The organism is Streptococcus mitis, from assembly GCF_001281025.1.
Lineage (GTDB): Bacteria > Bacillota > Bacilli > Lactobacillales > Streptococcaceae > Streptococcus > Streptococcus mitis_AK.
Genome location: NZ_CP012646.1, coordinates 479158 through 491758 on the forward strand (window position 1 = coordinate 479158; position 12601 = coordinate 491758).

Sequence of the window (12601 nt, forward strand, 5' to 3'; positions counted from 1 at the left end):
CAGAAGCAGGTCAATCGACTTGCTTTTTTGATATAGAAAAATCCTGCCATGGAAGACAGGATTGCTACTCAATGAAAATCAAAGAGCAAACTAGGAAGCTAGCCGCAGGCTGTACTTGAGTACGGTAAGGCGAAGCTGACGTGGTTTGAATTTGATTTTCGAAGAGTATGAAGTTTAAAGAAAGGCCAAGATACGAAGATAATCCCCAATCAGTGCCACTTCAGCTACAAAGAAGAGGAGGATAATAACTCCGTTCACAAGGACAGACAAGAATAACTGATAAAAGGAGTCGGTTTCACTTGCTTGACTAGGTCTCGTAATGATATGGAGGCTAGCAAGCAGAATGATTCCAATGCTAATCACACACAAGAGAGCCGTAAATCGCAGGCTGTCAAAGAAGGCAAAGAAACTAGCAATAGTAGTGAGGAAGATTGGAATTGCTAATAGTTGACTATATTGTTGGAGAACCTTTTCTAGCGTCCAGTCCTTTTCCTGGTAGATAAATCGTCTCACGACGAAACTACCCAAGAGGAATGAAAAGAAGAAGAGTGTTGTTGCTACTAGGATAGAGATAATCGAAAAGAGATTTAATGAAGCAAATTGTTCAGGGAAGTGATTATGCATAGTTGCTATATGTCCATAGTAAGCATGTTTGATGTGGTAGATACTAAAGAAAAAGGAAGATGCAGAAAACAGAATGAGCAAAAGAAAGGCTGTGTAACTGTGTGTGCTACTTGTTTCAAGACTGCTTGTAGGAGATTTGATTGCTTCCACTAGCCAAGACCAAAAATCAAGCGCTTGCTCTTTCCATCTATCCGTAGATTTTGGAGCTTGGTCGGGGATATAGGGACTTTCTAAGGATTGACTGATAAGAAGGGGCTCTTTCGTGGTTGGTTTTTGCTGAGGAAGTGCTTCTTGACTCTCTTCAGCTATAGTGACTTTTTCTGTTTCCCCAGAAAGATCTTGCTCTTCTTCAGTAGAATCTAATGCCTTCTTTTCTTCTATTTCTGTTCTCGCTTCACTGTCTTCAGGCGTTTCAATTGTCTCTTCTTGCTGGCTTTCCAGTTTGACTTCAGCTTGAGAGACTTCCTCCTCTACTTGAGTATTTTTTTCAATTGGTGTATCGAGATTGGCTATCGTTTCTTCAGCCTTGTCTGCAACCTCTTGAGCTTGCTCTTCAGGTTTGTTCTTGCTTGTTGCTTTTACAAAATCATTACTTTCAAACCATTCTTGTTTCATGGTAGAACCTCCTTTTTAGTTAGATAAATATGCTTCCATAGTAGCAAATGTAAGCGTTTTTGTCAACGTCTGTTTGGTATGGATATTAGCTCAATATCATTATCAGCTCTAGCAATGAGTTGATCCTTGGCTTCGGTTTTTTCAGTTTTGTAAGGGTTGCTTAATTCCGTACCTCTTGATTTAGGCTCTTCTCTTGTGAATTGGAAGATAGAACCATAGTTACTTGAGATGTCCCAGTTAATTCGTTGGTTCTCTTTCTGGTCTAGGATGATTCTGAGATACTTTTTAGCAGTCAGTTCAACCTTACCATGGACTTGGATATTTTCAGCGTGGAAGTGCTTATCTGTTGACTCTAGCTGACTATCTGTAAGGTCTGTATCAAAGATATTAATGATATTAGGGGTTGTGAGTTTACTGTTTTTGATACGACTTCCTTCAATTCGGAGGAGATAGCCATTATTGGTATTGATGGTCGCATTTTCAAGACTAGCATTAGTGATACTAGTTTGTCCACGATTGGCTGACACGTTGATTCCTTTTAGAGTTCTCCCTTTTGGAAGTTGGAGAATAACTTCTTCAAAACGACGAGAGTAGCTACTTGCGATATGGAGAATCCCGCCAATTCCAGAAGAGAGAAATGGACTTTCAGACAGTTTCTTATCAGTGAGGCTCAGCGTTTTATCGTTTTGATTTGTGACAAGATCATGGTGAGGAGAAACCGTTGGATGATAGGAGATGTGGATTTGATCATCGAAAGAGTCTGTGATGGTCAGCGCGTGTTGGTGGAGAGTAATTTCTAGGTTTTCGACTTCCTTGCCAAAGGTCAGCTCTTCCATCCGACTATCATAGACAGGCTCCTTGGACATGGCAAGTAGGCTCTTAATCCCGTCAGATTGGATACCTACAAAGAGCAGGATAAATCCGATAACGGTAGTCACAACACCAAAGATGAGAAATCCTTTTGTCAATTTACGCATGCTGGTCACCTCTCTTTCCTTTTTTAAGAACAAATTGCACCAGGCGAACAATGAGTAGACCGAAGAAGCGAGCTACATAGGAAATACCTAGTAAGACCAGTGAAGAAGCACCGATAGCCAGTAAGCCAGAACCGAAAATCAAGATAAAGGCTGATTTGGCTTGGGCTAGGACAGTGAAACTTTCAACTAAAAATAGGAATCCGCCGATGATACCAAGTATAGAAACCGCAAAGAAAGCCAGAATGACAGTCAAAGCTGCCACAAGGATTGCGAACAGGGACACGAGGATGGCGATTCCCAGAGGAATACCGATAGGGGCTGCAAGCAAAGCTAACAAGGCGATATGCAAAATTTGTCGGTTATTCTTTTGAGCGGGTGCCTCATTGATTTTTTTATCTAGAAGATTTGATAGAACTTCGTGGGCTGCTTCCTTAGGAGTTCCTAAGCTAGCAATAAGTTCTTCTTCTCCTTCGACTCCAGCATCGTCAAAGAGTTCTCTGAAATAGTCCATGGCTTCGATGCGGTCAGTTTCAGGTAGTTTCTTGAGATAGAGTTCTAGCTGAGTCAGGTATTCAGTTCTTGTCATGGCGGATACTCCCTTCTATGATGCCATTGATGGTGTCTGTATAGAGTGCCCATTCATCTTTTAGGGTCACGAGCTGTTCTATACCACCATTTGTCAAGGAGTAGTATTTGCGCATGCGACCTTGGAACTCTCTAGAATAGGTTGTCAGAAAGCTATTGCCTTCCAATTTTTTTAGGATAGGATAGAGTGTAGATTCTTTGATATTAGCGATCAGCTTAATGGTTTGGCTAATCTCATAACCATAAGAATCATCCTGCTCCAGTACAGCCAAGATGAGAAATTCAATCAAGGCAGAGGATGTTGGAAAGTACATGGGGAACCTCCTTTTCTAATGTGTAAGATTTTTATATATAATTTTTCTACACATACATTGTACATCTAAAAGAAAGCCCTGTCAAGAAATATGTGTAAAATTTTTATATATAAAAAACTTCTAGAAAAAACTAGAAGTTTAGAGGATTTTATCAGCCCTATCCACTGTAAAGAGGGCCACAGTCATCAGGATATCAACGAGCAAGAGGGCCGCTACAGCTGGTACCCAAGAGTGGAAAAGGTCAAAACTGTATCCAAAGAGAGTCGGCCCAAAGGCTGCTAGGATATAGCCTCCTGTTTGAGACAAACCAGACAATTGGGCAGTCTTTTCAGGGGCGCTTGTCTTGAGTGAAAAGTTGACCATGAGATAAGGGAAGAGGGCGCTGGTTGCGGTTCCGATGAGGAGATGGCTGGCAAGCCAGTAAAAGAAATTACCGATTGGGAAAAAGAGCATGGAAATGCCGACAACACCAGCTAGTGAAACCAGAGTGAGCATGAGCTGACGGTTGCGAGTTGACAAGCTGGTTGTCAGGCTTGGGATGGTCATTGAAAAAGGAATGCTAATCAGAGAGAAGATAGAAGTGAGCAAGCCAGCTTCGTGACTGGATAGGCCTGCATGGATAGCCATGGTAGGTAGCCAGGTCATAGCGGTGTAAAAGAGCAAGGATTGAAAACCAGCAAAGACAATCACTGCCCAGACCTGTTTATTACGCATGACCTTTGCTTTGCTTTTTTGTTTGGTTTGCGGAGCCAGTTTGTGATTATAGCGGTGATTTGGGAGCCATACTAAAAAAGTTGCTAGACAGAGCAGGGTGAGGAGGATGATAAGTCCTTTCCAAGAACTGGCTTGTGTAATAGGCACAGCCAGATAGGAGGCCAGAGCCGTTGCAATCCCCATAGAGGTTACATATAAGGTAGTCAGAAAACCAATTTTCTTTGGTTGATTGGCTTGGATGAGACTAGGAAGCAGAACATTGATGACTGCGATACTTGCCCCAACCATCAAGGTTCCTAGATAGAGTAGGGGCAGATTGATTAGTCGAATAAGTGAGCCAATGGTCAAGAAGAAAAGGCTGTAGGTGAAGAGATGCTCCAAGCCGATTTTCTGAGCCAGTCGGGTAGAAAAGAGTGAGAAGAGGGTAAACATGAGGAGAGGAAGGCTGGTCAAGACACCAAGCGAACTAACTTCTACTCCCAGCCCTTGCGAAATATCACCCAAAATAATGGGTAAAACAGTAAAAGGAGTCCGCAAGGAAACACCAATTAGGATAATACCTGGAACAAAAAAGAGTGATTGCTTTTTCATATAATACCTCTTCTAGCTGATTTTAATAACAGCTTATTTTAAGGTTTTTTCCTTATAATGTCAAGTAAGGTTTTGGGCTTTCAAGATAAAAATGGGAAAGTCTTGAAAATTATGATAAAATAGTGGAAGGAAATCTATACATTGGAGAAAAACTGTGTCTGAAAAGCAAAAAATCAGCGTATTGATGTCGGTCTATATCAAGGAAAATCCGACATTTTTAAAGGATGCTATTGAGAGTGTTCAAAATCAGACCCTGAAACCGAGCGAATTGGTTCTGGTTGAGGATGGACCTTTGACACCTGAGCTCTATCAGGTATTAGACCAGCTTGAAGCTGGGTCTGATATTCCAGTGAAACGCTATCCTCTTGAGCAGAATCAAGGTTTGGGTCTGGCTCTTCGACAGGGTGTTTTGCAGTGTCAGTATGATATTATTGCCCGTATGGATACGGATGATATAGCTGTTCCAGACCGTTTTGAGAAACAGGTTCAGCTAATGGAGAAGAACAACCTCGACCTATTAGGTGGACATATTGCAGAATTTATTGACAATCCTGATGAGATTGTTTCTTACCGTCGTGTTCCAACCCAACATGCAGATATTGTAGCTTATCAAAGGATGAGAAGTGCCTTTAACCACATGACTGTCATGTTCAAGAAGGACATGGTTCTCAAGGCAGGCAACTATGAGGATGGCCTTTATATGGAGGATGATCTCCTCTGGCTCAATATGATTGCTGCAGGAGCTAAGACTGGAAATCTGGATCAAATCTTGTGTAAGGTTCGTGTTGGAGCAGGGATGTTTGAGCGTCGTGGGGGACTGCGTTACCTTAAACTCTATCGTCAGGCTCGTCAGCGCATGCTGAAGAGAGGGCAAATTTCTTACATGGAGTATGCCAAGAGTGTTGCCATTCAGATGGTGGTTGCTCTTTGTCCAGGATTTGTCAGACAGTTTATTTTTATGAAACTGTTACGAAAAAGCAAGTAAAAGATTGTAGCAAATCGTAAACTAGAGAAAAAGTGTTATAATAACAATATAACTATTCGGCTCTTTTAAGGAGGAGTAAATTTCTATGAATAAAAAACTCACAGATTATGTGATTGATCTGGTGGAAATTTTAAATAAACAACAAAAACAGGTTTTCTGGGGAATATTTGATATTTTGAGTATGGTGGTTTCCATCATTGTATCTTATATTTTATTCTACGGCTTGATTAATCCAGCACCTGTTGACTACATTATCTATACGAGTTTGGCCTTCCTGTTCTATCAATTGATGATTGGATTTTGGGGGTTGAACGCTAGTATTAGTCGTTACAGCAAGATTACGGATTTCATGAAAATCTTTTTTGGTGTGACTGCTAGCAGTATCTTGTCATATAGTATCTGCTATGCCTTCTTGCCCCTCTTCTCCATCCGTTTTATCGTGCTCTTTATCTTGTTAAGTACCTTCTTGATTTTATTGCCACGGATTACTTGGCAGTTAATCTACTCCAAACGCAAAAAGGGAAGTGGTGATGGAGAACACCGTCGGACTTTCTTGATTGGTGCCGGTGATGGTGGAGCTCTCTTTATGGATAGTTACCAACATCCAACTAGTGAATTAGAACTTGTCGGTATTTTGGATAAGGATTCTAAGAAAAAGGGCCAAAAACTTGGTGGGATTCCTGTTTTGGGTTCATATGATGATCTGCCTGAATTAGCCAAACGCCATCAAATCGAGCGTGTTATCGTTGCGATTCCGTCGCTTGACCCGTCAGAATATGAACGTATCTTGCAGATGTGTAATAAGCTGGGTGTCAAATGTTACAAGATGCCTAAGGTTGAAACAGTTGTTCAGGGACTTCACCAAGCAGGTGGAGGATTCCAGAAGATTGATATCACAGACCTTTTGGGACGTCAGGAAATTCGTCTTGATGAATCGCGTCTGGGCGCAGAACTGACAGGTAAGACAATCTTGGTTACAGGTGCTGGTGGCTCAATCGGTTCTGAAATCTGTCGCCAAGTTAGTCGTTTCAATCCTGAACGCATCGTTTTGCTCGGTCATGGGGAAAATTCAATCTACCTTGTTTATCATGAATTGATTCGCAAGTTCCAAGGGATTGATTATGTACCAGTTATTGCCGATATTCAAGACTATGACCGTTTGTTGCAAGTTTTTGAGCAGTATAAACCAGCTATTGTTTACCATGCGGCTGCTCACAAGCACGTTCCGATGATGGAGCGCAATCCAAAAGAAGCCTTCAAAAACAATATCCGTGGAACCTACAATGTTGCTAAGGCTGTTGATGAAGCCAAAGTACCTAAGATGGTTATGATTTCGACAGATAAGGCGGTTAATCCACCAAATGTTATGGGAGCAACCAAGCGCGTGGCGGAGTTGATTGTCACTGGCTTTAACCAACGTAGCCAATCGACCTACTGTGCGGTTCGTTTTGGGAATGTACTTGGTAGCCGTGGTAGTGTCATTCCAGTCTTTGAACGCCAGATTGCTGAAGGTGGGCCTGTAACGGTGACAGACTTCCGCATGACCCGTTACTTTATGACCATTCCAGAAGCTAGCCGTCTGGTTATCCATGCTGGTGCTTACGCCAAGGATGGAGAAGTCTTTATCCTTGATATGGGCAAACCAGTCAAAATTTATGACTTGGCCAAGAAAATGGTCCTTCTAAGTGGACACACCGAAAGCGAAATTCCAATTGTTGAAGTTGGAATCCGCCCAGGCGAAAAACTTTACGAAGAACTCTTGGTTTCGACCGAATTGGTTGACAATCAGGTTATGGATAAGATTTTCGTTGGTAAGGTTAATGTCATGCCTCTAGAAGCCATCGATCAAAAGATTGAAGAGTTTCGCACTCTTAGTGGAGATGAGTTGAAGCAAGCCATTATCGCCTTTGCCAATCAAACCACCCACGTTGAATAAAAACAGAAAAACGCATATTATCAGTTCTGAAGAATCTTGGTAATATGCGTTTTGTTATGTAGAAACTTGCTCCATTTTCTTCTGAAATGGGGTTGTCGCCCAGTCTATGTTATTGAAAATAGGCCAAAACTTCTATGGGTTTGTGGGCGATATAATCAGGCTGATAGTTTAGTAGATCTGCTTGCTCTCCAAATCCCCAAGTGACGGCCAATTTCTGAATACCTGTTTCTTGAGCTCCCAGCATATCAAACTTGGTATCTCCGATGATGATGACTTGTTCAGGTTTTAGTTGATGTGTCTGCAAGGCTTGGCGAATGACATCTGCCTTATGGGGGGCTTCAGGGCTGGAACCATAAATGCCATCAAAGAAATGATAGATTCCCAAGTTTTTAGTCATGTCTTGAGCGGTTGGTGTATTCTTTGTAGTGGTGATGTAGAGAGGATAATTGCTTGATAATTCCTCAAGCAACTCTACAATCTGAGGGAAAAGTTGAGCTTCATGGATGCCTTTTTCCTTGTAGTAAGAACGGTATATCTGCACAGCTTCAGAGATTTGTTCTTTGGGCAGGCAGGTCGCAAAACTACTTTCAAGGGGCGGTCCCATAAAACCACGAATCGTTTTGGCATCAGGGCTAGACACCCCGAGCTCCTTAAAGGTATGGGTAAAGGCATTGTGAATCCCGATAGAACTGTCAACGAGGGTTCCATCCAGATCAAAAAAGATAGCTGAGATAGAGGTCATAGTTTCTCCTATTTGATAAGCTTATTCTCCGAAAATTTCTTTTTGGAGGCGACGACCAGTAGGTGTAGCAGCGAGTCCACCTTCAGCTGTTTCACGAAAGGCAGTTGGCATGCTTGCTCCTACTTGATACATGGCATCGATGACTTCATCCACAGGGATTTTAGATTCGATACCTGCCAAGGCCATGTCTGCTGCGATGAAGGCAAAGCTAGCTCCCATGGCATTGCGTTTGACACAGGGAACTTCAACCAAGCCGGCAACAGGGTCACAGATGAGACCCAGCATATTTTTAATGACAAAGGCAATGGCCTGACTGGCCTGATAAGGTGTTCCACCGGAAGCTAGAGTCAAGGCTGCAGCACTCATAGCAGAGGCCGAACCAACCTCGGCCTGACAGCCACCTTCAGCACCTGAGATAGAGGCATTATTTGCGATGACTAGTCCAAAGGCACCAGCAGCAAAGAGGAAATCCAGCTGTTGCTCGTGGCTGAGGTCTAATTTTTCAATAGCAGCTGTTAGAACGGAAGGCAGACAGCCAGCACTTCCTGCGGTCGGAGTGGCACAAACCAAGCCCATTTTGGCATTGTGTTCATTGACTGCAATGGCATTTCGGGCAGCAGAGAGAATCGTGTAATCTGACAGAGTTTTTCCGTTTTTGATGTAGTGATCCAATTTGGCAGCATCTCCACCTGTCAGACCACTACGAGATTTATTTTCATTGAGGCCGAGTTGGACAGAGGCTTTCATGACTTCCAGATTGCGTTCCATGAGAAGGAAGACTTCTTCACGTTCGCGACCGGTCAATTCAAACTCTGTTGTAATCATGAGTTCTGCGACATTTCCTTGAAAGTCCAGATCTGCTTGCTCGACCAATTCTTTGATAGAATAAAACATGCTTCCTCCTATTTAAAGAAATTGACATTGTGGAGATGAGGGATTTTTCGAATTTCTTCTATGGCCTCATCACAGTTGCGACTGTCGACTTCGATAATCATGATGGCTTTTTCACCAGCTTTTTCACGAGTAACATTCATCTGGGCGATATTGATACCATAGCGTGAAAGAGCCTCTGTTACGAGGGCAATCATACCTGGAATATCTTGATGAACAATGATGATAGTCGGTGTATTCATATTGAGAGAGACGGCAAAGCCATTGAGTTCGGTGACCTGAATATTCCCTCCACCGATAGAAATACCAGTCACGCTGATGGTCTTGTGGGCATTTTTGACGGTAATTTTAGTGGTGTTTGGATGCGGAGCATTGCTGTCTTTCTGAATAGTCCAGACAATCTTGATGCCACGCTTGTGGGCAATTTCCAGACTGTTTGGGATCTCAGGATCATCTGTATCCATGCCCAAAATACCTGCGACAAGGGCTAGGTCTGTCCCGTGACCACGATAAGTCTTGGCAAATGAGTTAAAAAGTTGGAATTCGACTTCTGTCGGAGTATCGTCAAAGATGGAAGAGACAATCTTACCAATACGAACAGCACCAGCGGTATGACTACTAGATGGGCCAATCATAACTGGTCCGATGATATCAAAGACAGATTGAAAACGAAGTGATTTCATCAGTTTCCCCTTATAAAAATTCTTATCTCTATTATATCAAAGAATGAAGGTCTTGGCTTTAATTGTGGATGAAAACCTTTTTACACTACAAATAGCATAAAAAAGCATCTTTTGTAACAAAAAATAGCTTATTTAGGGAAATAAAAAATAATTTTGTAATATTTCTACATAAAAGTGTCAAGAAACGGTAATATTTAAAGGGTATGATAGAACTATAGAAAGAAGGAGAATTTTCAAATATGAAATCAACAACTAAAAAGATTAAAACAACTCTTGCAGGAGTAGCTGCCTTGTTTGCAGTATTTGCTCCATCATTTGTATCTGCTCAAGAATCATCAACTTACACTGTTAAAGAAGGTGATACACTTTCAGAAATCGCTGAAACTCACAACACAACTGTTGAGAGATTGGCAGAAAACAACCACATTGACAACATCCATCTGATTTATGTTGGTCAAGAGTTGGTTATCGATGGCCCTGTAGCACCAGCTACAACACCAGCGCAAACTACTTATGCAGCACCAGCAGCTCAAGATGAAACTGTTTCAGCTCCAGTAGCAGAAACTACAGAAGTAGCAGAAGAAGCAGCTCCAGTGGCAAGCGCACCTGCAGCAGAAGAAACGGTTACTTCAACAGAAACTTCAGCACCAGCTGCAACTGTAAGTGGCTCTGAAGCAGAAGCTAAAGAATGGATTGCACAAAAAGAATCAGGTGGTAGCTATACAGCTACAAACGGCCAATACATTGGACGTTACCAATTGACAGATTCATACTTGAACGGTGACTACTCAGCTGAAAACCAAGAACGTGTAGCAGATGCCTACGTTGCAGGACGTTACGGTTCATGGTCAGCCGCTAAAAACTTCTGGCTTAACAACGGCTGGTATTAAGAAATAGGGGAAAGAGCTTTTAATGGCTCTTTTTTCTTTTTAGAAGCCTGTTCACACTGTGTAGCCAATTTGATATAATCTTCTCAAAAAAGTAGTATAATGTTTTTATAGAATATAAATAGTGGTGGATAGCATGCATGCATTATTAGCAACAAGATTAAAAAATAAGCGAAAAGAGCTGGGCTGGTCGCAAAAAGAGTTGGCAGAAGGAATTTGCCAACAAACTCAGATAAGTCGCATGGAACAAGGCAAATATATGCCAGGAGCAGATTTGTTATATAAATTATCTGAAAAAATGGGCTTAAATATGGACTATTTCTTTTCAGGAGAAATTTCGAAAGAGTTTCTAGGCTTATCTGCTTTCAAGAGGTTGTCTGAAACATTGTTGGAAAATCAAGATTATGCCTCTCTGAAATATGCTTTTGAGGGAGAAAGAAAGCAACAGACTTCCTTATCTTTTGATGAAAAGATTTATCTGGACTGGATAGATGCCATTCTAACCTATCAATGTGAACATCAATTAAAACTAGCTATTTCAAAAATAGAAGACATCCTCAGTAGGATTAGTATTGAGAAAGTGGACTACTTGTATATTTTGAATACCCTGCTGATTTTCTTAGGCTATGATGAGGATAAGGAGAAATTTGAGCAACTATATGATCAGGTTTCCGTAGCTCTTTCAAAAATCGATACCAGTGTGCGTGAACAAATTGAGTTGTATATCAAAATAAAATACAATTATTGTTACCACCTTTGGAAACAGGAGGAGATGGATAAGTCCAGAGCTATATTATTGGAGATAATTAAATTTTGTAACAAGTATCATAGTAGCTTTAGACTAGCAGATTTATATTGTTTGTTGGGAAATGTAACAGAAAATCTTGATATCTCTGTTGCTAAGGACTATTATATGAAAGCTAAGGTACTCTATCTAATTGAAAATAATGAAGTTATGACACTCAAGGTAGAACAATATCTGATGGATAAGTAGTCAGAGAATGTATAAGGATAGCAGAAGCTATCTTTTTTATGTGCAAGATATAACTATAATTCTTCTTTTTAAAAATATCTAGTATGTTGCTTTAATTACTTGACAGGTTATATATGTTGATTTATAATATAAGTGAAACGAGTTGTGTAAACGCTACCAAAAAACGGTATTCTTAACTTTGTATTTAGTCGAGAATTATGATGTAGCTAGGAAATGGATGGAAAAATGTTTAGAAATAAGGAGCTTTTTCGAGTAGTCATGATATTTGTGATAGGAATTATCCTCATTTTAATGACACCCGCCTTATTTAAAGTTGTTATGGAAATTTTTTCAAAATAAATAGACCTCTGCTCTAGGCAGAGGCGTGAATCAGGAGGTTAAGTGATGAACTACAATTTAAAATATCTTTTATCAGGAATATTTGTCATAGTCTTTATAGGTTTTCTAGTCTGGATGCGTTATTTTAATCAGAAGAAGGAAGAAGAGCATTCGGATGTGTCTTTTGAAGCGAGGTTAGATAGTGAGGTCAAGACCTTATATAAACAACTAGCATTGAGTGAGGAACCTCACTATTTCTTAGCGTATCGCTACCTACATCCTTGGTTTAATTTGGCGATTTTACCACCAACAGTTGAAATTTTCTTAACTAAAATAGCGCTGGTGATGGTGACTCCAGATGAACTACTGATAAGAAATCTTGGGAATGGGATGACTTTCACAAGTGAGCATCATCGTGATTTGCGGCAAGGACTTATCCGCATTCCAAAATCAGAGATGAAAGAATTTGAGATTCGTAACTGGAAAAAATTTTTTGTATTTGGCGATTTTTTGACAATTAAAACAAGCCAACATAGCTATTATTTGCAGGTTAGAGATGATGGACTTCAAAAAGGAAGTCTTTCTACCAAACATTTCTCCGACTTGAAACGACAAGATTTTCTAGGATTATTAACAGATAAAAGAACATTCTGATTGACAATTGCCCTAGTTGTTTATTTTAAACTTTACAAATAAGCTCTAAACACTAGAATCCCTTTAGAAAGGTAATTCCTATGAAAAATAA

At 40.7% G+C, this 12601-nt stretch carries 13 protein-coding genes; 5 read left to right on the forward strand and 8 right to left on the reverse strand.

The features are described 5' to 3' along the window. Positions 1 to 174 precede the first annotated feature (174 nt). The 5 genes from RN80_RS02475 to RN80_RS02495 form a co-directional block, all read right to left on the reverse strand. Complete coding sequence (locus tag RN80_RS02475; protein ID WP_060627369.1) at positions 175 to 1239, reverse strand: DUF6574 domain-containing protein; 1065 nt, start codon at positions 1237 to 1239, stop codon at positions 175 to 177. 62 nt (positions 1240 to 1301) lie between these two features. Beyond that, entirely contained in the window at positions 1302 to 2216 is a 915-nt protein-coding gene (locus RN80_RS02480; RefSeq protein ID WP_060627370.1) for a DUF4097 family beta strand repeat-containing protein, read from the reverse strand. Then, a complete protein-coding gene (locus tag RN80_RS02485) occupies positions 2209 to 2802 on the reverse strand; it encodes a DUF1700 domain-containing protein (RefSeq protein WP_060627371.1) in 594 nt (197 codons plus the stop codon). Before RN80_RS02485 ends, RN80_RS02480 begins: the two co-directional genes overlap by 8 nt. After that, on the reverse strand, positions 2789 to 3115 hold the full coding sequence (locus RN80_RS02490) for a PadR family transcriptional regulator (RefSeq protein ID WP_000273858.1): 327 nt from the start codon (positions 3113 to 3115) through the stop codon (positions 2789 to 2791). The genes RN80_RS02485 and RN80_RS02490 overlap by 14 nt, the downstream gene beginning before the upstream one ends. 138 nt (positions 3116 to 3253) lie before the next feature. Then, positions 3254 to 4420: a CynX/NimT family MFS transporter gene (locus RN80_RS02495; protein WP_060627372.1), complete on the reverse strand. Its 1167-nt coding sequence runs from the start codon at positions 4418 to 4420 to the stop codon at positions 3254 to 3256. Positions 4421 to 4574: 154 nt separating this feature from the next. On the opposite strand from RN80_RS02495, the gene RN80_RS02500 reads away from it, so the two are divergent. Then, positions 4575 to 5405, forward strand: a complete 831-nt coding sequence (locus RN80_RS02500; RefSeq protein ID WP_060627373.1) for a glycosyltransferase — start codon at positions 4575 to 4577, stop codon at positions 5403 to 5405. A gap of 85 nt (positions 5406 to 5490) precedes the next feature. Beyond that, a complete protein-coding gene (locus tag RN80_RS02505) occupies positions 5491 to 7341 on the forward strand; it encodes a polysaccharide biosynthesis protein (protein ID WP_045605200.1) in 1851 nt (616 codons plus the stop codon). A 109-nt stretch (positions 7342 to 7450) separates the two neighbouring features. Here the strand turns inward: RN80_RS02505 and RN80_RS02510 are convergent, their stop codons facing one another. From RN80_RS02510 to sdaAB, 3 genes are read right to left on the reverse strand one after another with little or no spacing between them, the layout of a single operon-like run. After that, entirely contained in the window at positions 7451 to 8083 is a 633-nt protein-coding gene (locus RN80_RS02510; RefSeq protein ID WP_060627374.1) for an HAD-IA family hydrolase, read from the reverse strand. Positions 8084 to 8104: 21 nt separating this feature from the next. Further along, a complete protein-coding gene (sdaAA, locus tag RN80_RS02515) occupies positions 8105 to 8977 on the reverse strand; it encodes an L-serine ammonia-lyase, iron-sulfur-dependent, subunit alpha (protein WP_020902659.1) in 873 nt (290 codons plus the stop codon). 8 nt (positions 8978 to 8985) lie between these two features. Next, positions 8986 to 9657: an L-serine ammonia-lyase, iron-sulfur-dependent subunit beta gene (sdaAB, locus tag RN80_RS02520; RefSeq protein WP_000838912.1), complete on the reverse strand. Its 672-nt coding sequence runs from the start codon at positions 9655 to 9657 to the stop codon at positions 8986 to 8988. Between the two features lie 239 nt (positions 9658 to 9896). On the opposite strand from sdaAB, the gene apf reads away from it, so the two are divergent. The 3 genes from apf to RN80_RS02535 all read left to right on the forward strand — a co-directional run bounded on the left by apf (position 9897) and on the right by RN80_RS02535 (position 12510). Then, the gene (gene apf / locus RN80_RS02525) at positions 9897 to 10547 is read left to right on the forward strand and encodes an aggregation-promoting factor (RefSeq protein WP_060627375.1); all 651 of its coding nucleotides are present in this window, start codon (positions 9897 to 9899) and stop codon (positions 10545 to 10547) included. A 133-nt stretch (positions 10548 to 10680) separates the two neighbouring features. After that, on the forward strand, positions 10681 to 11538 hold the full coding sequence (locus tag RN80_RS02530; RefSeq protein ID WP_060627376.1) for a helix-turn-helix domain-containing protein: 858 nt from the start codon (positions 10681 to 10683) through the stop codon (positions 11536 to 11538). A 384-nt stretch (positions 11539 to 11922) separates the two neighbouring features. Continuing rightward, positions 11923 to 12510: a hypothetical protein gene (locus RN80_RS02535; RefSeq protein ID WP_060627377.1), complete on the forward strand. Its 588-nt coding sequence runs from the start codon at positions 11923 to 11925 to the stop codon at positions 12508 to 12510. Positions 12511 to 12601 lie beyond the last annotated feature (91 nt).